This is a genomic window from Enterobacter sp. RCC_40, assembly GCF_041360735.1.
GTDB lineage: Bacteria > Pseudomonadota > Gammaproteobacteria > Enterobacterales > Enterobacteriaceae > Enterobacter > Enterobacter ludwigii.
Genome location: NZ_JBFUPR010000003.1, coordinates 376,192 through 399,883 on the forward strand (window position 1 = coordinate 376,192; position 23,692 = coordinate 399,883).

General features: G+C 55.1%; 20 protein-coding genes. All 20 read left to right on the forward strand.

All coding sequences use genetic code 11. The features are described from left to right. Position 1 precedes the first annotated feature (1 nt). On the forward strand, positions 2-493 hold the full coding sequence (ilvN, locus tag AB6731_RS14055; RefSeq protein WP_003856371.1) for an acetolactate synthase small subunit: 492 nt from the start codon (positions 2-4) through the stop codon (positions 491-493). A gap of 178 nt (positions 494-671) precedes the next feature. Next, positions 672-1,679, forward strand: a complete 1,008-nt coding sequence (gene cra, locus AB6731_RS14060) for a catabolite repressor/activator (RefSeq protein WP_014168621.1) — start codon at positions 672-674, stop codon at positions 1,677-1,679. A 598-nt stretch (positions 1,680-2,277) separates the two neighbouring features. Next, positions 2,278-2,736: a division/cell wall cluster transcriptional repressor MraZ gene (mraZ, locus tag AB6731_RS14065; protein ID WP_025205427.1), complete on the forward strand. Its 459-nt coding sequence runs from the start codon at positions 2,278-2,280 to the stop codon at positions 2,734-2,736. A gap of 2 nt (positions 2,737-2,738) precedes the next feature. Beyond that, the gene (rsmH, locus tag AB6731_RS14070; protein ID WP_014168623.1) at positions 2,739-3,680 is read left to right on the forward strand and encodes a 16S rRNA (cytosine(1402)-N(4))-methyltransferase RsmH; all 942 of its coding nucleotides are present in this window, start codon (positions 2,739-2,741) and stop codon (positions 3,678-3,680) included. Further along, on the forward strand, positions 3,677-4,042 hold the full coding sequence (gene ftsL / locus AB6731_RS14075; RefSeq protein ID WP_008501989.1) for a cell division protein FtsL: 366 nt from the start codon (positions 3,677-3,679) through the stop codon (positions 4,040-4,042). The genes rsmH and ftsL overlap by 4 nt, the downstream gene beginning before the upstream one ends. Positions 4,043-4,057: 15 nt before the next feature. After that, positions 4,058-5,824, forward strand: a complete 1,767-nt coding sequence (locus tag AB6731_RS14080) for a peptidoglycan glycosyltransferase FtsI (RefSeq protein WP_014168624.1) — start codon at positions 4,058-4,060, stop codon at positions 5,822-5,824. Then, complete coding sequence (gene murE / locus AB6731_RS14085) at positions 5,811-7,298, forward strand: UDP-N-acetylmuramoyl-L-alanyl-D-glutamate--2,6-diaminopimelate ligase (protein WP_223398439.1); 1,488 nt, start codon at positions 5,811-5,813, stop codon at positions 7,296-7,298. The genes AB6731_RS14080 and murE overlap by 14 nt, the downstream gene beginning before the upstream one ends. After that, a complete protein-coding gene (murF, locus tag AB6731_RS14090; RefSeq protein WP_371006487.1) occupies positions 7,295-8,653 on the forward strand; it encodes a UDP-N-acetylmuramoyl-tripeptide--D-alanyl-D-alanine ligase in 1,359 nt (452 codons plus the stop codon). The genes murE and murF overlap by 4 nt, the downstream gene beginning before the upstream one ends. Beyond that, on the forward strand, positions 8,647-9,729 hold the full coding sequence (gene mraY, locus AB6731_RS14095) for a phospho-N-acetylmuramoyl-pentapeptide-transferase (protein ID WP_008501985.1): 1,083 nt from the start codon (positions 8,647-8,649) through the stop codon (positions 9,727-9,729). The genes murF and mraY overlap by 7 nt, the downstream gene beginning before the upstream one ends. 2 nt (positions 9,730-9,731) lie before the next feature. Then, complete coding sequence (gene murD, locus AB6731_RS14100; RefSeq protein ID WP_047955044.1) at positions 9,732-11,048, forward strand: UDP-N-acetylmuramoyl-L-alanine--D-glutamate ligase; 1,317 nt, start codon at positions 9,732-9,734, stop codon at positions 11,046-11,048. Next, complete coding sequence (gene ftsW / locus AB6731_RS14105) at positions 11,048-12,292, forward strand: cell division protein FtsW (RefSeq protein ID WP_014168628.1); 1,245 nt, start codon at positions 11,048-11,050, stop codon at positions 12,290-12,292. The genes murD and ftsW overlap by 1 nt, the downstream gene beginning before the upstream one ends. Continuing rightward, positions 12,289-13,353: an undecaprenyldiphospho-muramoylpentapeptide beta-N-acetylglucosaminyltransferase gene (gene murG, locus AB6731_RS14110; RefSeq protein ID WP_371006488.1), complete on the forward strand. Its 1,065-nt coding sequence runs from the start codon at positions 12,289-12,291 to the stop codon at positions 13,351-13,353. The genes ftsW and murG overlap by 4 nt, the downstream gene beginning before the upstream one ends. Before the next feature lie 58 nt (positions 13,354-13,411). Continuing rightward, positions 13,412-14,887 (forward strand): UDP-N-acetylmuramate--L-alanine ligase, encoded by a 1,476-nt coding sequence (murC, locus tag AB6731_RS14115; protein ID WP_151888034.1) that lies wholly within the window; start codon positions 13,412-13,414, stop codon positions 14,885-14,887. Then, a complete protein-coding gene (locus tag AB6731_RS14120; protein ID WP_020882578.1) occupies positions 14,880-15,800 on the forward strand; it encodes a D-alanine--D-alanine ligase in 921 nt (306 codons plus the stop codon). The genes murC and AB6731_RS14120 overlap by 8 nt, the downstream gene beginning before the upstream one ends. A gap of 1 nt (position 15,801) precedes the next feature. Beyond that, the gene (gene ftsQ / locus AB6731_RS14125; RefSeq protein ID WP_014168632.1) at positions 15,802-16,644 is read left to right on the forward strand and encodes a cell division protein FtsQ; all 843 of its coding nucleotides are present in this window, start codon (positions 15,802-15,804) and stop codon (positions 16,642-16,644) included. Next, complete coding sequence (gene ftsA / locus AB6731_RS14130; RefSeq protein WP_006173845.1) at positions 16,641-17,897, forward strand: cell division protein FtsA; 1,257 nt, start codon at positions 16,641-16,643, stop codon at positions 17,895-17,897. Before ftsQ ends, ftsA begins: the two co-directional genes overlap by 4 nt. Positions 17,898-17,960: 63 nt before the next feature. Further along, the gene (ftsZ, locus tag AB6731_RS14135) at positions 17,961-19,112 is read left to right on the forward strand and encodes a cell division protein FtsZ (RefSeq protein WP_008501978.1); all 1,152 of its coding nucleotides are present in this window, start codon (positions 17,961-17,963) and stop codon (positions 19,110-19,112) included. A gap of 101 nt (positions 19,113-19,213) precedes the next feature. Next, the gene (lpxC, locus tag AB6731_RS14140; RefSeq protein ID WP_014168633.1) at positions 19,214-20,131 is read left to right on the forward strand and encodes a UDP-3-O-acyl-N-acetylglucosamine deacetylase; all 918 of its coding nucleotides are present in this window, start codon (positions 19,214-19,216) and stop codon (positions 20,129-20,131) included. A 283-nt stretch (positions 20,132-20,414) separates the two neighbouring features. Further along, complete coding sequence (secM, locus tag AB6731_RS14145) at positions 20,415-20,918, forward strand: secA translation cis-regulator SecM (protein ID WP_072126512.1); 504 nt, start codon at positions 20,415-20,417, stop codon at positions 20,916-20,918. A 60-nt stretch (positions 20,919-20,978) separates the two neighbouring features. Beyond that, entirely contained in the window at positions 20,979-23,684 is a 2,706-nt protein-coding gene (gene secA, locus AB6731_RS14150; RefSeq protein WP_014168636.1) for a preprotein translocase subunit SecA, read from the forward strand. The last annotated feature ends 8 nt before the right edge of the window (positions 23,685-23,692 follow it).

A 23,692-nucleotide genomic window follows, 5' to 3' on the forward strand; every position in this document is an offset into this window, starting at 1 on the left:
TATGCGCCGGATATTATCTGTTTTACTGGAAAACGAGTCTGGCGCACTGTCGCGCGTCATTGGCCTTTTTGCACAGCGCGGCTATAACATTGAAAGCCTGACCGTTGCGCCGACTGACGATCCGACGCTGTCGCGCATGACCATCCAGACCGTCGGCGATGCCAAAGTGCTTGAGCAGATCGAGAAACAGCTGCATAAGCTAGTCGATGTTCTGCGCGTCAGCGAGCTGGGGCAGGGTGCCTACGTTGAGCGAGAGGTCATGCTGGTGAAAATCCAGGCCAGCGGTTACGGGCGCGAGGAAGTGAAACGTAATACGGATATCTTCCGTGGGCAGATTATAGACGTCACGCCTTCTATATATACGGTTCAGCTGGCCGGAACGAGTGACAAGCTGGATGCCTTCCTGGCATCTGTACGGGATGTGGCAAAAATTGTTGAGGTTGCGAGATCGGGTGTTGTTGGCCTGTCACGCGGCGATAAGATCATGCGTTAGTTGTCTAAAAGGTTCGCCTCTTTCTGCCCGGTCACCAAAGCCGGGCTTTTTTTGTGTAATCAGCCGACAACAGAGATAAAAGCGGTTGCCGTGAAGGCTATTCTGCGTTTAGATGTTAAAAGATTTAACCATAACCTTGCCAAGGCCATGGACTCTTTTCATTTTTTAAGGGGCAATTGTGAAACTGGATGAAATCGCCCGGCTAGCCGGCGTGTCACGAACAACGGCCAGCTATGTGATTAACGGTAAAGCAAAGCAGTACCGTGTCAGCGATAAGACCGTTGAAAAAGTTATGGCGGTGGTTCGTGAACATAACTACCATCCGAATGCTGTCGCAGCTGGCCTGCGTGCCGGACGCACCCGCTCTATTGGCCTGGTGATCCCGGATCTGGAAAACACCAGCTATACCCGTATCGCCAACTATCTTGAACGTCAGGCGCGCCAGCGTGGCTATCAGTTGCTGATTGCCTGCTCGGAAGACCAGCCCGACAACGAGATGCGCTGTATTGAGCATCTGCTCCAGCGTCAGGTCGATGCCATCATCGTCTCCACCTCTTTACCGCCTGAACACCCGTTTTATCAGCGCTGGGCGAACGACCCATTCCCGATTGTGGCGCTGGATCGTGCGCTCGACAGGGAACATTTCACGAGCGTCGTCGGTGCCGATCAGGATGATGCCGAGATGCTGGCGGCAGAGCTGAGAACCTTCCCGGCTGAAACGGTGCTGTATCTGGGGGCGCTGCCTGAACTGTCAGTCAGCTTCCTGCGTGAACAGGGGTTCAGAACCGCCTGGAAAGACGATCCCCGTGAGGTGCACTACCTCTATGCCAACAGCTATGAACGTGAAGCGGCCGCACAGCTTTTCGAGAAATGGCTGGAAACGCACCCGATGCCGCAGGCGCTATTCACCACCTCATTTGCTCTGCTGCAGGGGGTGATGGATGTGACCTTACGCCGTGAGGGTAAACTGCCTTCCGACCTGGCCATCGCGACCTTCGGTGATAACGAGCTGCTCGACTTCCTCCAGTGCCCGGTTCTGGCGGTGGCTCAACGCCATCGTGATGTGGCTGAACGCGTGCTGGAAATTGTGCTGGCAAGTCTGGACGAGCCGCGTAAACCGAAGCCGGGTCTGACGCGTATTAAACGTAATCTTTACCATCGCGGAATTTTGAGCCGCCATAAATGAAATGACGGGGCGGAGAAATCTGCCCCCTTTTGACGAAATAATTCGCCGGGATAATTCCCGTAGAGAAATTAGGATAATTCTTGCGAATTTACCTTCTGCTATTTTTCTTAATTCATTTTGGCGTTTAATGGTTCCTTTAAAGGACGTTTAAACGATTTTAAATGCCTGTCTTTGTATTATTTTGTTACAAACCCTCTTCCGGCGATGAATATTCAGACGTTTTTCCTTCTCCTGTGCCAGCTTGCACGGCAACCGCCGCGTTTCGCGAGCCCTGGGGTGAATCTGGCGCTGTTATCCCCTGAGAATCTGTCATAAAATGCTGCCCGCGTCGCAAACTGACACTTTATATTTATCTGCGATGATATTGAGTGAGCCTTAACGCTAGTGTGCATATTCGGTTTTTTTCTTACAAATATTCATAACGTTAATTTTGCCTCGCCAGTTGTGCAGTTATTAACCAGGACTGTTTATCTCTGTAAATAGAGGCCTTTCGGGCCTGTATAGGGAGAGTCCTGGCTTGACAAGCTTTTCCCTCGCTCCGTAAACTCCTTTAGGTGGGAATTTGTGGGTTAAAGTGGTGAGGAGGGGTGAGACTGGCATGTTCCGTGGAGCTACGTTAGTCAATCTCGACAGCAAAGGGCGTTTATCGGTACCAACCCGATACCGCGACCAGCTGATTGAGAACGCTACGGGTCAAATGGTTTGCACCATTGACATCAACTCCCCCTGCCTGCTGCTTTACCCCTTACCTGAATGGGAAATTATTGAGCAAAAGCTGTCGCGACTGTCGAGCATGAACCCGCAGGAACGCCGCGTGCAGCGGTTGTTATTGGGACATGCCAGTGAATGTCAGATGGATAGCGCAGGCCGGTTACTGATTGCCCCTGTGTTACGGCAACATGCCGGTCTGACCAAAGAAGTGATGCTGGTCGGGCAGTTCAACAAGTTTGAACTGTGGGATGAAACGACCTGGTATCAACAGGTCAAGGAAGATATCGACGCTGAGCAGTCTGATTCCGCGACATTATCGGAACGGCTGCAGGACTTGTCTCTATAAATATGATGGAAAATTACAAACATAAAACGGTGCTGCTGGATGAGGCCGTTAACGGCCTGAATATTCGTCCGGACGGCATCTACATTGATGGCACTTTTGGTCGCGGTGGCCACTCGCGCTTAATCCTCTCCCAGCTTGGAGCGGAAGGGCGTCTGCTGGCAATCGATCGCGATCCGCAGGCGATTGCCGTTGCGCAAACCATCGATGACCCACGCTTTTCCATCGTGCATGGACCTTTCTCTGCGCTCGCTGATTATGTTGCCGAGCGCGGCCTGACGGGCAAGATCGACGGAATCCTTCTCGATCTTGGCGTCTCTTCACCCCAGCTTGATGATGCTGAACGCGGCTTCTCCTTTATGCGCGATGGTCCACTGGACATGCGCATGGATCCTACTCGCGGTCAGTCTGCCGCCGAGTGGTTACAGACCGCGGACGAAGCGGATATTGCCTGGGTGATCAAAACCTTCGGCGAAGAGCGTTTTGGCAAGCGTATCGCGCGCGCCATCGTTGAGCGTAACCGCATTGAGCCGATGACCCGCACGAAAGAGCTTGCCGAGGTGATCGCGGCGGCGACGCCGGTGAAGGATAAGCACAAACATCCCGCGACCCGTACCTTCCAGGCGGTTCGCATCTGGGTAAACAGTGAACTGGAGGAAATAGAGCTGGCGCTAAAAAGCTCGCTCGACGTGCTGGCCCCGGGTGGGCGGTTATCCATCATCAGCTTCCATTCGCTGGAAGACCGCATTGTGAAGCGTTTTATGCGTGAACAAAGCCGCGGTCCACAGGTTCCAGCGGGGCTGCCGATGACGGAAGAACAACTCAGGAAGCTGGGTGGCCGTCAGTTGCGAGCATTAGGCAAGTTGATGCCGGGCGAAGAAGAAGTGGCACAGAATCCACGCGCCCGTAGTTCAGTGCTGCGTGTTGCAGAGAGGACGAACGCATGATCGGCAGAGTGACAGAGACCCTAAGCAAAGTTAAGGATTCGTTAGGAAGCAACGAGCGCCATGCCTTGCCTGGCGTGATCGGCGACGATCTTTTGCGGTTTGGGAAACTGCCACTCTGTCTGTTCATTTGCATCATTGTCACGGCCGTCACGGTGGTCACGACTGCCCACCACACACGCTTGTTAACTGCGCAACGCGAGCAGATGGTACTGGAACGCGATGCGCTGGATATTGAATGGCGAAACCTGATCCTTGAAGAAAATGCGCTCGGCGATCACAGCCGGGTTGAACGGATCGCAACGGAAAAGCTGCAATTGCAGCATGTTGATCCTTCTCAGGAAAATATTGTAGTACAAAAATAAGGGAAAACGCGACGCATGAGAGCAGCGGCAAAAACGCTTAAACCAAAACGTCAGGAAGAACAGGCCAACTTTATCAGTTGGCGTTTTGCGTTGCTTTGCGGCTGCATTTTACTGGCGCTGGGTTTCCTGCTGGGACGCGTGGCATGGTTGCAAATCATCGCCCCTGACATGCTGGTTCGACAGGGCGACATGCGTTCCCTTCGCGTTCAGGAAGTGTCGACGTCCCGCGGGATGATCACCGACCGCTCAGGCCGTCCACTGGCCGTGAGCGTACCGGTTAAAGCCATCTGGGCCGATCCGAAAGAGCTGCACGATGCGGGTGGCATTACGCTTGATAACCGCTGGAAGGCGCTCTCGGATGCCCTGAAAATGCCGCTGGATCAGCTCGCTTCCCGCGTCAACGCCAATCCAAAAGGGCGTTTTATCTATCTGGCGCGTCAGGTCAATCCTGACATGGCGGACTACATTCGTAAGCTGAAGCTGCCGGGTATTCACCTTCGTGAAGAATCCCGCCGCTACTATCCTTCCGGCGAAGTAACCGCTCACCTCATTGGCTTTACCAACGTTGATAGCCAGGGGATTGAGGGCGTTGAAAAAAGCTTCGATAAGTGGCTCACCGGCCAGCCTGGCGAGCGAATTGTTCGTAAAGACCGCTACGGCCGCGTTATCGAAGATATCTCTTCCACGGACAGTCAGGCGGCACACAACCTGGCGTTGAGTATTGATGAGCGTCTGCAGGCATTGGTCTACCGCGAGCTGAACAACGCTGTCGCCTTCAACAAGGCGGAATCCGGCAGCGCCGTGCTGGTGGACGTCAGTACGGGCGAAGTGCTGGCGATGGCCAACAGCCCGTCCTATAACCCGAACAACTTTACCGGCACCGCAAAAGATGCGATGCGTAACCGGGCGATTACCGACGTGTTCGAACCGGGCTCCACGGTGAAACCGATGGTGGTCATGACGGCGCTCCAGCGTGGCATCGTCAATGAAAACACGGTTCTGAACACGATCCCTTACCGTATTAACGGCCACGAGATTAAAGACGTGGCGCGCTACAGCGAATTGACCCTGACCGGGGTTTTACAGAAGTCGAGTAACGTTGGCGTTTCAAAGCTGGCGTTAGCGATGCCGTCCTCAGCGTTAGTAGAGACTTACTCACGTTTTGGGCTTGGAAAGGCGACCAATTTGGGGTTGGTCGGAGAACGCAGTGGCTTATATCCTCAAAAACAACGGTGGTCTGACATAGAGAGGGCCACCTTCTCTTTCGGCTACGGGCTAATGGTAACGCCGTTACAGTTAGCGCGAGTCTACGCAACGATTGGCAGCTATGGCGTCTATCGTCCGCTGTCCATTACCAAAGTTGATCCACCGGTTCCGGGTGAGCGTATCTTCCCGGAATCCATCGTTCGTACCGTCGTTCATATGATGGAAAGCGTGGCGCTGCCTGGCGGCGGCGGCGTGAAGGCGGCGATCAAAGGCTATCGCATCGCCATCAAAACCGGTACCGCGAAAAAAGTGGGGCCAGACGGCCGTTACATCAACAAATACATTGCCTATACCGCAGGCGTTGCGCCTGCCAGTAATCCGCGTTTTGCGCTGGTGGTCGTCATTAACGATCCACAGGCGGGTAAATACTACGGCGGCGCCGTTTCCGCGCCTGTGTTCGGGGCCATCATGGGCGGCGTGTTGCGCACCATGAACATCGAACCGGATGCGCTGGCAACGGGCGAGAAAAGTGAATTTGTAATTAATCAAGGCGAGGGTACAGGTGGCAGATCGTAATTTGCGCGACCTTCTCGCTCCGTGGGTGCCTAATGCACCGGAGCGAGCACTGCGAGAGATGGTACTGGACAGCCGTGCGGCTGCTTCTGGCGATCTTTTTGTGGCGGTGGTCGGTCATCAGGCGGACGGGCGTCGTTATATCCCGCAGGCGATTGCGCAAGGTGTTGCTGCCATTATTGCTGAGGCTAAAGATGAGGCAACTGACGGTGAAATCCGTGAAATGCACGGGGTACCGGTCATCTATCTCAGTCAGTTAAACGAGCGTCTCTCTGCGCTGGCCGGACGTTTCTATCACGAACCGTCCGATCGGCTGCGTCTGGTGGGCGTGACAGGTACAAACGGCAAAACCACAACCACGCAGCTCATGGCGCAGTGGGCGCAGCTGCTGGGTGAAACCGGTGCGGTCATGGGAACTGTTGGTAACGGTCTGTTGGGCAAAGTGAGCCCGACCGAAAACACCACCGGCTCCGCGGTCGACGTACAGCACGTGCTGGCCGGCCTGGCAGGGCAGGGGGCAACCTTTGCCGCCATGGAAGTCTCTTCCCACGGTCTGGTGCAGCACCGCGTGGCGGCGCTGAAGTTTGCCGCCTCAGTATTCACTAACCTGAGCCGCGATCACCTTGATTATCATGGTGATATGGAGCATTACGAAGCAGCGAAATGGCTGCTCTACTCCACCCACCATAGCGGACAGGCCATCATCAACGCTGACGACGAAGTCGGTCGCCGCTGGCTGGCGAAGCTGCCGGATGCGGTTGCGGTGTCGATGGAAGACCATATCAACCCGAACTGCCACGGCCGCTGGCTGAAGGCGGTTGCGGTGGATTATCACGACAGTGGCGCCACCATTCGTTTTACCTCCTCATGGGGTGACGGTGAAATTGAAAGCCGTCTGATGGGTGCGTTTAACGTCAGCAACCTGCTGCTGGCGCTGGCGACGCTGCTGGCGCTGGGTTATCCGATGAACGCGCTGCTGGAAACGGCCGAGCGTCTGCAGCCGGTATGTGGCCGTATGGAAGTGTTCAGCGCACCGGGCAAACCGACCGTGGTGGTCGATTATGCCCACACGCCGGACGCACTGGAAAAAGCACTTGAAGCGGCGCGTCTGCACTGCACCGGTAAGCTCTGGTGTGTGTTTGGCTGCGGTGGCGACCGTGATAAGGGCAAACGTCCACTGATGGGTGCCATTGCTGAACAGTTCGCGGATATTTCGGTTGTAACCGATGACAACCCGCGTACTGAAGAGCCGCGCGCCATTATTAACGACATTCTGTCGGGCATGCTGGATGCAGGCCGCGCCCGCGTGGTGGAAGGCCGTGCGGAAGCCGTGACCAACGCCATCATGCAGGCTCAGGAAAACGACGTTGTGCTGCTGGCCGGGAAAGGCCATGAGGATTATCAGATTGTTGGCAACCGTCGTCTCGATTATTCGGACCGCGTCACGGCCGCGCGTCTGCTGGGAGTCGTGGCATGATTAGCATCACCTTAAGTCAGGCCGCTGCGGTACTGCAGGGCGAGCTGCTGGGTCACGATTTGACCATCGATGCCGTAACGACCGATACCCGCAAAGTGACCCCGGGTTGTCTGTTTGTGGCGCTGAAGGGCGAACGTTTTGACGCGCATGATTTTGCACAACAGGCCAGGGAGAATGGTGCAGGGGCGCTGCTGGTCAGCCGTAAACTCGCTGTCGATCTGCCGCAGATCGTGGTGAAAGATACCCGTCTGGCATTCGGCGAGCTGGCGGCCTGGGTTCGTCGGCAGGTGCCGACGCGCGTCGTCGCGCTGACCGGTTCATCAGGTAAAACCTCTGTGAAAGAGATGACTGCGGCCATCCTGAGCCAGTGCGGAAATACGCTTTATACGGCAGGCAACCTTAACAATGATATCGGCGTGCCGATGACATTACTTCGCCTGACCAAAGAGCATGAATTTGCCGTGATCGAGTTAGGGGCAAACCACCAGGGCGAAATCGCCTGGACCGTGAGCCTGACGCGCCCGGAAGCAGCGCTGGTGAATAACCTGGCCGCTGCACATCTGGAAGGTTTTGGTTCGCTGGAAGGCGTGGCGAAAGCTAAAGGCGAGATCTATACCGGCCTGCCGGAAGACGGTATCGCCATTATGAATGCCGACAACAATGACTGGCTGAACTGGCAACAGATCATTGGTTCCCGCAAGACCTGGCGCTTCTCGCCGAATGCGGCCAACAGTGATTTTACCGCGACCAATATTCATGTGACTTCGCATGGCACGGAATTCACCCTTAATACCCCAACCGGTGGCATTGAGGTGCTTCTGCCATTGCCGGGTCGTCATAATATCGCCAATGCGCTCGCGGCAGCGGCGCTGTCGATGGCGGTTGGTGCGTCGCATCAGGCGATTAAAACCGGTCTGGCAAATTTAAAAGCCGTGCCGGGGCGTCTGTTCCCGATCCAGCTTGCGGAAAACAAACTGCTTCTGGATGACTCCTATAACGCGAACGTCGGCTCAATGACCGCGGCGGTGCAGGTGTTGTCTGAGATGCCAGGTTATCGCGTGCTGGTGGTGGGCGATATGGCTGAGCTGGGTGATGAAAGCGAAGCCTGTCATGTCCAGGTGGGGGACGCGGCGAAAGCGGCAGGTATTGATTGCGTGCTGAGCGCTGGAAAACTGAGCCAGGCGATTAGCCATGCCAGCGGTGTTGGCGAGCACTTTGCCGATAAAGCCGCGCTGACTGAACGCCTTAAGGCATTGATGACAGAAAAACAAATTGTGACTGTGTTAGTGAAAGGTTCACGTAGTGCCGCCATGGAAGAGGTTGTGCACGCATTACAGGAGAACGGGACATGTTAGTTTGGCTGGCCGAACATTTGGTCAAATATTATTCAGGCTTTAACGTCTTTTCCTATCTGACGTTTCGCGCCATTGTCAGCCTGCTGACTGCGCTGTTCATCTCTTTGTGGATGGGCCCGCGCATGATTGCCCGTCTGCAAAAACTCTCCTTCGGTCAGGTTGTGCGTAACGACGGTCCGGAGTCGCACTTCAGCAAGCGGGGTACGCCGACCATGGGCGGGATCATGATCCTGACCGCGATCGTTGTTTCCGTACTGCTGTGGGCTTATCCCTCTAACCCGTACGTCTGGTGCGTACTTACCGTGCTGGTGGGCTACGGCATCATTGGGTTTGTTGATGATTACCGCAAGGTCGTGCGTAAAGACACCAAAGGTCTGATCGCCCGCTGGAAATACTTCTGGATGTCGGTGATTGCGCTGGGCGTGGCCTTCGCGCTGTATCTGGCAGGAAAAGACACACCCGCCACCGAGCTGGTGGTGCCGTTCTTTAAAGATGTGATGCCGCAACTGGGGCTGTTCTACATTCTGCTGGCCTACTTCGTCATCGTGGGCACCGGTAACGCCGTAAACCTGACCGACGGTCTGGATGGCCTGGCAATTATGCCAACCGTCTTTGTCGCCGCCGGTTTTGCGCTGGTGGCGTGGGCCACCGGTAACATGAACTTTGCTAACTATCTGCACATTCCATACCTGCGACACGCGGGCGAACTGGTTATCGTCTGTACGGCGATTGTCGGGGCGGGACTGGGCTTCCTGTGGTTCAACACCTACCCGGCGCAGGTCTTTATGGGTGACGTCGGTTCACTGGCTCTGGGCGGCGCGCTGGGCATTATTGCCGTACTGCTGCGCCAGGAGTTCCTGCTGGTGATTATGGGTGGGGTGTTTGTGGTTGAAACCCTTTCAGTGATTTTGCAGGTCGGGTCCTTCAAGCTGCGCGGACAGCGCATCTTCCGTATGGCACCGATTCACCATCACTATGAACTGAAAGGCTGGCCGGAACCGCGCGTGATTGTGCGCTTCTGGATTATTTCGCTGATGCTGGTGCTGATTGGCCTGGCAACGCTGAAGGTACGTTAATCATGGCAGATTACCAGGGCAAAAAAGTCGTTATCATCGGGTTGGGGCTGACAGGCCTCTCCTGCGTGGACTTTTTCCTCGCGCGCGGCGTGACGCCTCGCGTAATGGATACGCGTGTTTCTCCGCCGGGTCTGGATAAACTGCCGGAACAGGTTGAACGCCACCTTGGTGGTCTGAATGATGACTGGCTGCTGGCAGCCGATCTGATTGTCGCCAGCCCCGGTATGGCGCTGGCGCATCCTTCACTCAGCGCCGCGGCCGATGCGGGCGTTGAGATTGTCGGTGATATTGAGTTGTTCTGCCGTGAAGCGCAGGCACCCGTTGTCGCGATTACCGGCTCTAACGGTAAAAGCACCGTCACCACCCTTGTGGGTGAGATGGCGAAAGCGGCGGGCATGAACGTGGGCGTGGGAGGCAATATTGGCCTGCCTGCGCTGATGTTGCTGGATAAGGGCTGTGAATTGTACGTCCTCGAGCTTTCCAGCTTCCAGCTGGAAACGACCTCCAGCCTTCGTGCGGCCGCGGCGACGATCCTTAACGTTACTGAAGATCATATGGATCGCTATCCGTTTGGTCTGCAGCAGTACCGCGCCGCCAAACTGCGCATTTATGAAAATGCGAAGGTCTGCGTCGTCAACGCGGATGACGCCCTGACCATGCCGGTGCGCGGGGCGGACGATCGCTGCATTAGCTTTGGCATCACCATGGGTGACTATCATCTTAACCGTCAACTGGGCGAAACCTGGCTGCGCGTGAAGGGTGAGAAAGTGCTGAACGTGAAAGAGATGAAGCTTACCGGCCAGCATAACTACACCAATGCTCTGGCGGCGCTGGCGCTGGCGGATGCCGTAGGGCTGCCGCGTTCGTCCAGCCTGCAAGCATTGACCACCTTTACCGGCCTGGCGCACCGTTTCCAGCTGGCGCTGGAGCATAACGGTGTGCGCTGGATTAATGACTCAAAAGCCACCAACGTCGGCAGTACCGAGGCCGCCCTGAACGGCCTGCACGTTGAAGGGACCCTGCATTTACTGCTGGGCGGCGACGGTAAATCGGCGGATTTCTCCACGCTGAAACCGTATCTCGCCGGGAATAATATCCGCTTGTACTGCTTTGGTCGCGACGGCAGTGAGCTGGCTGAGCTGCGTCCTGACATTGCCGAGCAAACCGAGACCATGGAGCAGGCGATGCGGCTGATTGCCCCTCGCGTGAAGCCGGGTGATATGGTGCTGCTCTCTCCGGCCTGCGCCAGTCTCGATCAATTCAAGAATTTCGAACAGCGTGGCGATCTCTTTACCCGTCTGGCGAAGGAGTTAGGCTGATGCGTTTATCTCTCCCTCGCCTGAAAATGCCGCGCCTGCCAGGATTTGGCGTTCTGGCGTGGGTGTTTGCGGCACTCAAAGGCTGGGTGATGGGCTCTCGTCAAAAAGATAACGACAGCCTGGTCATGTACGACCGTACGCTCTTCTGGCTCACGCTGGGACTGGCGGCGGTTGGTTTTATCATGGTGACCTCGGCGTCAATGCCTGTCGGGCAGCGGCTGGCGAACGATCCATTCCTGTTTGCGAAACGTGATGGCCTGTACATCATCCTGGCGTTCTGTCTGGCGCTGGTGACATTACGTCTGCCGATGGAGTTCTGGCAGCGGCACAGTACCGCGATGCTGATCGCCTCCATCATTATGCTGCTGATCGTGCTGGTGGTGGGGAGCTCCGTAAACGGGGCATCGCGCTGGATTGCCTTTGGCCCACTGCGTATTCAGCCCGCGGAATTTACCAAGCTCTCCCTGTTCTGCTACCTGGCTAACTACCTGGTACGTAAAGTGGATGAAGTGCGTAATAACCTGCGCGGCTTCTTAAAACCCATGGGCGTTATTCTGGTGCTGGCGGTCTTACTGCTGGCGCAGCCTGACCTTGGTACCGTGGTCGTGCTGTTTGTCACCACGCTGGCAATGCTGTTCCTGGCCGGGGCGAAGCTGTGGCAGTTCATCGCCATCATCGGAATGGGTATCTCAGCGGTTGTGCTGCTGATCCTCGCCGAGCCTTACCGTATCCGCCGTGTGACCTCATTCTGGAACCCGTGGGAAGACCCGTTTGGCAGCGGTTATCAGCTGACGCAGTCGCTGATGGCTTTTGGTCGCGGTGAAGTCTGGGGTCAGGGCCTGGGCAACTCGGTACAAAAACTGGAGTATTTACCCGAAGCGCACACTGACTTCATCTTCTCCATTATTGGGGAAGAACTGGGTTATATCGGTGTGGTATTAGCGCTATTAATGGTATTCTTCGTCGCTTTCCGCGCCATGTCGATTGGGCGGAAAGCGCTGGAGATCGATCACCGCTTTTCAGGTTTCTTAGCCTGCTCAATAGGTATCTGGTTTAGTTTCCAGGCATTGGTTAACGTCGGGGCCGCAGCGGGTATGCTGCCGACCAAAGGCCTGACGTTGCCGTTGATCAGTTATGGTGGTTCCAGTCTGCTGATTATGTCGACGGCCATCATGATGTTGTTACGCATAGATTATGAAACGCGTCTGGAAAAAGCCCAGGCGTTTACACGAGGTTCACGATGAATCAACCGAAGCGGTTAATGGTGATGGCAGGCGGTACCGGTGGACATGTGTTCCCGGGGCTCGCAGTTGCGCACCATTTAATGGATCAGGGCTGGCAGGTACGCTGGCTGGGAACCGCGGACCGCATGGAAGCCGACCTGGTACCGAAGCACGGTATCGAGATCGACTTTATTCGCATTTCCGGCTTACGCGGAAAAGGCATTAAGGCCCAGCTTCTGGCACCGGTGCGTATTTTCAACGCCTGGCGTCAGGCGCGCGCCATCATGAAGCGTTTTAAGCCTGATGTGGTGCTGGGGATGGGCGGCTATGTTTCTGGCCCGGGTGGGCTGGCGGCCTGGTCATTGGGCATCCCCGTGGTGCTGCATGAGCAGAACGGCATTGCCGGTCTGACCAATAAATGGCTGGCGAAAATTGCCACCAAAGTGATGCAGGCTTTCCCGGGAGCCTTCCCGAAGGCGGACGTGGTGGGTAACCCGGTGCGCGTAGACGTGCTGGCGCTGCCATTACCGGATGCGCGCCTGCCTGGTCGTGAAGGGCCGGTCCGTGTGCTGGTCGTTGGCGGTTCTCAGGGCGCACGCATTTTAAACCAGACGATGCCGCAGGTTGCAGCAAAGCTGGGTGATGCGGTGACAATCTGGCACCAAAGCGGAAAAGGTGCTCAGCAGATGGTTGAGCAGGCTTACGCCGATGAAGGCCAGCCGCAGCATAAAGTGACGGAATTTATCGACGACATGGCCGCAGCGTATGCCTGGGCCGATGTCGTGGTCTGCCGCTCTGGCGCATTGACGGTCAGCGAAATTGCCGCCGCCGGGTTGCCGGCTCTGTTTGTGCCGTTCCAGCACAAAGACAGACAGCAGTACTGGAATGCGCTGCCGCTTGAGGAAGCCGGCGCCGCGAAAATATTTGAACAGCCACAATTTACCGCCGATGCGGTCGCCACCACCCTGGCGGGCTGGAACAGAGAGGCATTACTGGAGATGGCGCAACGCGCACGCGCGACCGCTATTCCTGATGCAACGGAACGGGTGGCAAAAGAAGTGAGCCTGGCAGCCCAGGCTTAACCCTCGCAGCGCGTGTTGCGCTGCACGAATTTTTTAAGTAGTCGATGGCGTTTAGAGAATGAATACACAACAACTGGCAAAACTGCGTTCTATCGTGCCCGAGATGCGTCGCGTCCGGCACATTCACTTTGTTGGCATCGGTGGTGCTGGCATGGGCGGTATTGCCGAAGTGTTAGCTAACGAAGGCTATCAGATCAGCGGGTCTGACCTGGCGCCAAACCCTGTTACGCAGCAGCTGGCGTCGCTTGGGGCGACTATCTATTTCAATCATCGCCCGGAAAACGTGCGCGATGCGAGTGTGGTGGTCGTGTCGAGCGCCATCTCCTCTGATAACCCGGAAATCGTGGCCGCGCACGAAGCGCGTATTCCGGTGATCCGCCGTGCGGAAATGCTGGCGGAGTTGATGCGTTTTCGTCATGGCATTGCGATTGCCGGAACCCACGGCAAAACCACCACCACGGCGATGGTCTCCAGCATTTATGCAGAAGCGGGCCTCGACCCGACGTTCGTCAATGGTGGTCTGGTAAAAGCGGCAGGCGTGCATGCACGTCTCGGACACAGCCGTTATTTAATTGCCGAAGCGGATGAGAGCGATGCGTCGTTCCTGCATCTGCAGCCGATGGTCGCCATCGTCACCAATATCGAAGCCGACCATATGGATACTTACCAGGGCGACTTCGAGAACTTAAAGCAGACCTTTATTAATTTCCTGCACAACCTGCCGTTCTATGGACGCGCGGTAATGTGTGTAGACGATCCGGTGATTCGCGAGCTGTTGCCGCGCGTCGGACGTCAAATCACGACTTACGGCTTCAGCGAAGACGCTGATGTCCGCGTGGAAGATTACAAACAGCTGGGTGCGCAGGGGCATTTCACCCTGGCGCGTCAGGACAAAGAACTGCTGCATGTCACCCTGAATGCACCAGGGCGTCACAACGCCCTGAATGCCGCAGCGGCAGTGGCCGTGGCGACAGAAGAAGGCATTGATGACGAAGCCATTCTTCGTGCACTGGAAAGCTTCCAGGGAACCGGGCGTCGCTTCGACTTCCTCGGTGAATACCCGCTGGAGGCGGTGAACGGTAAACCCGGTACTGCCATGCTGGTTGATGACTACGGTCACCACCCGACGGAAGTGGACGCAACGATCAAAGCCGCGCGTGCAGGCTGGCCAGAAAAAAAACTGGTCATGATCTTCCAGCCGCACCGTTTCACGCGTACCCGTGACCTGTATGACGATTTCGCCAGCGTCCTGTCACAGGTGGATACGCTCCTGATGCTGGATGTTTATGCAGCGGGCGAAACTCCTATTCCTGGTGCAGACAGCCGTTCTTTATGTCGTACCATCCGCGGACGCGGTAAAGTAGACCCTATTTTGGTTTCCGATCCTGCCCAGGTGGCTGAAATTCTGGCCCCGGTGCTGACCGGCAACGATCTAATTCTGATTCAGGGCGCGGGAAATATCGGCAAAATCGCCCGTACCTTAGCTGAAATCAAACTGAAGCCGCAAACTCAGGAGGATGAGCATCATGGCTGATAAGATTGCTGTCCTGTCTGGCGGCACATCCGCCGAGCGCGAGGTTTCCCTGAATTCAGGTGCCGCTGTACTGGCGGGCCTGCGTGAAGGTGGTGTGGATGCGCACCTGGTCGATCCGAAAGAGACTGACGTAACCCAGTTAAAGGCGATGGGCTTCGATAAAGTCTTTATCGCGTTACATGGCCGTGGTGGCGAAGACGGCACCCTTCAGGGGCTGCTGGAACTCACCGGCATGCCGTACACCGGCAGCGGTGTGATGGCCTCCGCCATTTCTATGGATAAACTGCGCAGTAAACTGCTGTGGCAGGGCGCGGGTTTACCCGTTGCCCCCTGGGTTGCCCTGACGCGTCGCGAATTTGAAATGGGCCTCTCCGATAGCGTTAATGCACGCATTGCTGAGCTGGGCTTACCGGTTATTGTAAAGCCCAGCCGCGAAGGGTCGAGCGTTGGCATGTCCAAAGTTGAGAAAGCTGAGGATTTATCTTCCGCTTTAGCCCTGGCATTTCAACATGATGAAGAAGTTCTGATTGAAAAATGGCTCAGCGGGCCGGAATTTACCGTCGCGATGCTTGGCGAAGAAATTTTACCGTCAATTCGTATCCAACCGGCCGGAACCTTCTATGATTATGAGGCGAAGTATCTCTCTGATGAGACGCAATATTTCTGCCCAAGTGGTCTTGAAGCTGAGCGTGAAACCGATTTACAGTCCCTGGTGGTTAAAGCCTGGCATGTTCTGGGTTGCCGTGGATGGGGCCGCATCGACGTGATGCTCGACAGTGATGGACAATTTTATCTGCTAGAAGCAAATACTTCTCCGGGAATGACCAGCCACAGCCTTGTGCCGATGGCAGCGCGTCAGGCGGGGATGAGCTTCTCGCAATTAGTCGTACGTATTCTGGACCAGGCGGGCTGATATGTCTCAGGCTGCATTGAACACGCGCAACCGCGATGACGAAGAAGAATACTCTTCTTCACGCCGGAGTAATGGAACGCGTCTTGCAGGTATTATTTTCCTGCTCGGGGTGCTGTGCACCGTGTTTATCAGCGGCTGGATGGTTCTGGGCTGGATGGAAGATGCGCAACGGTTGCCGCTTTCGAAGCTGGTGGTCACCGGTGAGCGTCATTACACCCGTAACGATGACATTCGCCAGACAATTCTGGCGCTGGGATCGCCTGGCACCTTTATGACGCAGGACGTCAATATTATCCAGAGTCAGATTGAACGTCTGCCATGGATAAAACAGGCGAGTGTCAGAAAGCAATGGCCTGATGAATTGAAGATTCATCTGGTTGAATATGTGCCCATTGCGCGTTGGAATGATCAGCACATGGTTGACGTAGACGGAAATTCCTTCAGCGTCCCGGCCGATCGTGTCAACAAGCAAAATTTACCGATGTTGTATGGCCCGGAAGGTAGCGAAAATGAAGTGTTACAAGGTTTTCGTGAAATGGGTCAGGTGCTGGCGAAGGACAGGTTTACGCTAAAAGATGCTGCAATGACGGCGCGCCGCTCCTGGCAACTGACGTTAACGAACGGCATTAAGCTCAACCTGGGTCGCGGGGACACAATGAAACGTCTGGCGCGATTTGTAGAACTTTACCCGGTTTTACAGCAGCAGGCACAGACTGACGGCAAACGGATAAGCTACGTTGATTTGCGCTATGACTCAGGCGCAGCAGTCGGTTGGGAACCGGCTCCGGTCGAGGAACCTAATCAGCAACAGAATCAGGCACAGGTACAGGCAGAACAACAATGATCAAGGCGACGGACAGAAAACTGGTAGTTGGACTGGAGATTGGCACCGCGAAGGTTGCCGCTTTAGTAGGGGAAGTTCTGCCCGACGGTATGGTCAATATCATTGGCGTGGGCAGTTGCCCGTCCCGTGGTATGGATAAAGGTGGGGTTAACGATCTTGAGTCGGTGGTGAAGTGCGTACAGCGCGCCATCGATCAGGCTGAATTGATGGCAGATTGCCAGATTTCCTCTGTTTATCTGGCGCTTTCGGGTAAGCACATTAGCTGCCAGAACGAAATCGGCATGGTGCCGATTTCCGAAGAAGAAGTGACGCAGGAAGACGTTGAAAACGTTGTGCATACGGCGAAATCCGTGCGCGTTCGCGATGAGCATCGCGTGCTGCACGTGATCCCGCAGGAGTATGCGATTGACTACCAGGAAGGGATCAAAAACCCGGTCGGTCTCTCCGGCGTACGTATGCAGGCAAAAGTGCACTTGATCACATGTCACAACGATATGGCGAAGAACATTGTAAAAGCCGTTGAACGTTGTGGCCTGAAAGTTGACCAACTCATTTTCGCCGGTCTTGCAGCGAGCTATTCCGTGCTGACCGAAGATGAACGTGAACTGGGTGTCTGTGTGGTCGATATTGGTGGTGGTACAATGGACATGGCCGTGTATACCGGCGGTGCGCTGCGCCACACCAAAGTGATCCCGTATGCCGGGAACGTTGTGACCAGCGATATTGCTTACGCTTTTGGTACGCCCCCGAGTGATGCAGAAGCGATTAAAGTACGCCACGGCTGTGCGCTGGGGTCTATCGTTGGCAAAGATGAGAGCGTTGAAGTGCCGAGCGTGGGCGGACGTCCACCGCGCAGCCTGCAGCGCCAGACGTTGGCAGAGGTCATTGAGCCGCGTTATACCGAGCTGCTTAACCTGGTCAACGAAGAGATTTTGCAGTTACAGGAACAGCTTCGCCAGCAGGGCGTGAAACATCATCTTGCAGCGGGGATTGTATTAACCGGCGGGGCAGCGCAAATTGAAGGTCTTGCGGCCTGCGCTCAGCGCGTGTTCCATACGCAAGTGCGTATCGGTGCTCCGCTGAATATCACCGGTTTAACGGATTATGCTCAGGAGCCGTACTATTCAACGGCCGTGGGCCTGCTCCACTACGGGAAAGAATCTCATCTCAGTGGTGAAGCAGAAGTGGAAAAACGCGTCTCAGTTGGGTCGTGGGTCAAACGACTGAACAACTGGTTGCGAAAAGAGTTTTAATTTTTTTAAGAGACCGGAGAGAATTAGCGGTCTCGGGCGACAGGCACAACGGAGAGAGAAATTATGTTTGAACCTATGGAACTGACCAACGACGCGGTGATTAAAGTCATCGGCGTCGGTGGCGGCGGCGGTAACGCCGTAGAGCATATGGTGCGTGAACGCATTGAAGGTGTTGAGTTCTTTGCAGTTAACACCGATGCACAGGCACTGCGTAAGACGGCTGTAGGCCAGACTATCCAGATCGGCGGTGGCATCACCAAAGGGCTGGGCGCTGGGGCTAACCCGGAAGTCGGTCGTAATGCGGCTGAAGAAGATCGTGAGGCCCTGCGCGCTGCACTGGAAGGTGCGGACATGGTCTTTATCGCAGCAGGTATGGGTGGCGGTACGGGTACCGGCGCAGCACCTGTTGTGGCTGAAGTAGCGAAAGATTTAGGTATCCTGACCGTTGCTGTCGTGACCAAGCCTTTCAACTTTGAAGGCAAGAAGCGTATGGCTTTTGCGGAGCAGGGTATCACTGAACTGTCCAAGCACGTGGACTCGTTGATTACCATCCCGAACGACAAACTGTTGAAAGTTCTGGGTCGCGGTATCTCTCTGCTGGACGCTTTTGGCGCAGCCAACGACGTGCTGAAAGGCGCGGTGCAGGGTATCGCTGAACTGATTACCCGTCCGGGTCTGATGAACGTTGACTTTGCAGACGTTCGTACCGTGATGTCCGAAATGGGCTACGCGATGATGGGCTCTGGCGTGGCAAGCGGTGAAGACCGTGCAGAAGAAGCGGCTGAAATGGCTATCTCTTCTCCACTGCTGGAAGATATCGACCTGTCTGGTGCGCGCGGCGTGCTGGTCAACATTACCGCTGGCTTCGACCTGCGTCTGGATGAGTTTGAAACCGTGGGTAACACTATCCGTGCGTTCGCCTCTGACAACGCTACCGTGGTAATCGGTACTTCCCTTGACCCGGAAATGAACGACGAGCTGCGTGTTACTGTTGTTGCTACCGGTATCGGTATGGACAAGCGTCCTGAGATCACCCTGGTGACCAACAAACAGACTCAGCAGCCGGTTATGGATCGTTACCAGCAGCACGGTATGTCTCCTCTGACTCAGGAGCAGAAACCGGCCGCGAAAGTGGTTAACGACCCCACTCCGCAAACGGCGAAAGAGCCAGATTATCTGGATATCCCGGCGTTCCTGCGCAAGCAAGCTGACTAAGAATTGGCTGGAATTTGGGGATTTTCGCTCTTTGTGCTAAACTGGCCCACCGTCAGTGATATACACTTTCGGTTGGATAGTTAATTTGGCGAGATTATACGATGATCAAACAAAGGACACTTAAACGTATCGTTCAGGCGACTGGTGTCGGTTTACATACCGGCAAGAAAGTCACACTGACGTTACGCCCTGCGCCGGCCAATACCGGGGTCATCTATCGTCGCACCGACTTGAATCCACCGGTAGACTTTCCGGCCGATGCCAAATCTGTGCGTGATACTATGCTCTGTACTTGTCTGGTGAACGAGCATGACGTGCGGATTTCTACCGTAGAGCACCTGAACGCCGCCCTGGCGGGTCTGGGTATCGACAACATTATGGTTGAAGTCGATGCGCCAGAAATCCCGATCATGGATGGTAGTGCTGCTCCGTTCGTCTATCTGTTGCTGGATGCCGGCATCGAAGAACTGAACTGCGCGAAAAAATTTGTTCGTATCAAAGAGACCGTTCGCGTCGAAGATGGCGACAAATGGGCTGAATTCAAACCGTACAATGGTTTCTCGTTGGACTTTACCATCGATTTTAACCATCCGGCGATTGATGCCAGCACCCAACGCTATGCGATGAACTTCTCTGCTGATGCGTTTATGCGCCAGATCAGCCGTGCCCGTACGTTTGGCTTCATGCGTGATATCGAATATCTGCAGTCCCGCGGCCTGTGCCTGGGCGGCAGCTTCGATTGTGCCATCGTTGTTGACGATTATCGCGTACTGAACGAAGACGGTCTGCGTTTTGAAGATGAATTCGTTCGTCACAAAATGCTGGATGCTATCGGCGACCTGTTTATGTGTGGTCACAACATCATTGGTGCATTTACCGCGTTTAAATCCGGTCATGCACTGAACAACAAACTGTTGCAGGCAGTCCTGGCAAAACAGGAAGCCTGGGAATATGTGACCTTTGAAGACGAAGCTGAGCTGCCGCTGGCCTTCAAAGCACCAAACACGGTACTGGCGTAACGGTTAAAGCCGTTTCGTAAAAAATCGACTGGTTAACTTGGTACTCTCTCCGACCAGGGAGACCAGTCGTTTTTATTTTTACCCCTCTTCATTTATTTGCCCCAGCGTCACTTCTCGTTTACCCGGTGCAGAAAATCTGTGCGTTAGCTGCATTCTTGACCGTTTTTCCCCGCAGCAATACGTCATTCCTGCTGCTGTGTATTGGCTTTAGTGGTAATATCTGGGCGCTTAAAAGAATAATTGAATTCAGCCTGTTGAAGGCTGGCTTAATGTGGTGGAGCAAGTGAGCGGAATACTGACGCGCTGGCGACAATTTGGCAGACGTTACTTCTGGCCGCATCTCTTATTGGGGATGGTCGCGGCGAGTTTCGGCTTGCCTGCGCTCAGCAACAGTGCGGAAGCGGCGACGCCGACGAAGACCTCCACAACCAAACACGATCTCAACACGCGGGTTAATTTTACTAACCTGGCGTGGCTTGAAGCCAATCGCCGCCCGAATTTCTCGGTGGATTACTGGCACCAGCATGCGATCCGTACCGTTATTCGCCATCTGTCATTTGCGATGGCTCCGCAGGCACTGCCTGTTGCTGAAGAGACGCTGCCGGTACAGGCGCAGCATCTTGCTCTGCTGGACACGCTTAACGCGCTGCTTACGCAGGACAGTCAGCCACCCGTCATGGTGCGTCAGACCACGCAAATCGCGCACGTTCCTCCTGCGACCTTCTCCGTTTCGACATGGATTAGCCAGGCCCACGGCATCCGCGCCGGGCCTCAACGCCTCAGCTAAATTAACCTTTTTTCAATACCTTAATTTATCTGCCCAACCTGGGGCGTTTGAGAATTTATTATGCTAATCAAATTGTTAACAAAAGTTTTTGGTAGTCGTAACGATCGTACCCTGCGCCGTATGCGCAAAGCTGTTACCGTCATCAATGGCATGGAGCCGGCGATGGAGAAGCTCTCTGATGACGAGCTGAAAGCGAAAACCGTAGAATTCCGCGCGCGTCTTGAAAAAGGCGAAACGCTGGAAAGCCTGATCCCTGAAGCCTTCGCCGTTGTGCGTGAGGCCAGTAAACGTGTGTTTGGCATGCGTCACTTCGACGTTCAGCTGCTGGGTGGTATGGTGCTTAACGAGCGCTGCATCGCGGAAATGCGTACCGGTGAAGGTAAAACCCTGACCGCAACGCTGCCCGCCTACCTGAACGCACTGACCGGTAAAGGCGTTCACGTCGTTACCGTCAACGACTATCTGGCACAGCGTGATGCCGAAAACAACCGTCCCCTGTTCGAATTCCTGGGCATGACCGTTGGCATCAACATGTCCGGTCTGCCGGCACCCGCCAAACGTGAAGCCTATAACGCGGATATCACCTACGGTACCAACAACGAATACGGCTTCGACTACCTGCGTGACAACATGGCGTTTAGCCCTGAAGAGCGCGTGCAGCGTAAACTGCACTATGCGCTGGTGGATGAGGTGGACTCCATCCTGATCGATGAAGCGCGTACCCCGCTGATCATCTCCGGCCCGGCCGAAGACAGCTCCGAGATGTACCGTAAAGTCGATAAAATCATTCCGCACCTGCTGCGTCAGGAGAAAGAAGATTCCGACACCTTCCAGGGTGAAGGTCACTTCTCTGTCGATGAAAAAGCGCGGCAGGTGAACCTGACCGAACGCGGTCTGGTGAAAATTGAAGAGCTGCTGGTGGCTGAAGGCATCATGGAAGAGGGCGAGTCTCTGTACTCTCCGACGAACATTATGCTGATGCACCACGTCACTGCCGCGTTGCGTGCCCACGCGCTGTTCACCCGCGATGTCGACTACATCGTGAAAGACGGTGAAGTTATCATCGTTGATGAGCACACCGGCCGTACCATGCAGGGTCGTCGCTGGTCTGACGGTCTGCACCAGGCCGTTGAGGCCAAAGAAGGCGTTGATATTCAAAATGAAAACCAGACGCTGGCCTCTATTACCTTCCAGAACTACTTCCGTTTGTACGAGAAGCTGGCGGGGATGACCGGTACTGCAGATACCGAAGCATTTGAATTCAGCTCCATCTACAAACTGGATACCGTGGTCGTTCCAACCAACCGTCCAATGATCCGTAAGGATATGCCGGACCTGGTGTACATGACCGAAGCGGAAAAAATTCAGGCAATCATTGAAGATATTCGCGATCGTACCGCTAATGGCCAGCCGGTGCTGGTGGGGACAATCTCCATCGAGAAATCCGAAGTGGTTTCCAATGAGTTGACCAAAGCGGGCATCAAACACAACGTTCTTAACGCGAAATTCCACGCCAAAGAGGCGGATATCGTTGCGCAGGCGGGTTACCCGGCAGCGGTAACAATCGCCACCAACATGGCGGGTCGTGGTACCGACATTATGCTGGGTGGTAGCTGGCAGGCAGAGATTGCCGAGCTGGAAAACCCAACGCCGGAGCAGATTGCTCAGATTAAAGCGGACTGGCAGGTACGCCATGACGCGGTGCTGGCATCCGGTGGTTTGCATATCATTGGTACCGAACGTCACGAATCTCGTCGTATCGATAACCAGCTGCGCGGCCGTGCGGGTCGTCAGGGTGATGCCGGTTCTTCCCGCTTCTACCTGTCTATGGAAGATGCGCTGATGCGTATTTTCGCCTCCGACCGTGTTTCCGGCATGATGCGTAAACTGGGTATGAAACCTGGCGAAGCCATTGAACACCCGTGGGTCACTAAAGCGATTGCTAACGCTCAGCGTAAAGTGGAAAGCCGCAACTTCGATATTCGTAAGCAGCTGCTGGAATATGATGATGTGGCCAACGACCAGCGTCGTGCCATCTATACCCAGCGTAACGAGCTGCTGGACGTGTCCGACGTGAGCGACACCATCAACAGCATTCGCGAAGACGTATTCAAAGCGACTATCGACGCGCATATTCCACCGCAGTCTCTGGAAGAAATGTGGGATATCGAAGGTCTGCAGGAACGCCTGAAAAACGACTTCGACCTCGAACTGCCAATCAAAGAGTGGCTGGACAAAGAGCCTGAGCTGCACGAAGAGACCCTGCGTGAACGTATTTTCGAAACCGCGCTGGACGTATACAAGCGTAAGGAAGAAGTCGTTGGCGCTGAGATGATGCGTCACTTTGAAAAAGGCGTGATGTTGCAAACGCTGGACTCCCTGTGGAAAGAGCACCTGGCGGCGATGGACTACCTGCGTCAGGGTATCCACCTGCGTGGTTACGCGCAGAAAGATCCGAAGCAGGAGTACAAGCGTGAATCCTTCGCCATGTTTGCGTCCATGCTGGAGTCACTGAAGTATGAAGTGATCAGCACCCTGAGCAAAGTTCAGGTACGCATGCCGGAAGAAGTGGAAGCAATGGAGCAACAGCGCCGTGAAGAAGCTGAGCGTCTGGCACAGATGCAACAGCTGAGCCACCAGACTGACGAGAGCGAAGCTGCTGCAGCGATCGCGGCCCAGACTGGCGATCGTAAAGTTGGCCGCAACGATCCGTGCCCGTGTGGTTCCGGTAAAAAATACAAGGCGTGCCACGGTCGTCTGAGCTAAATTCATAA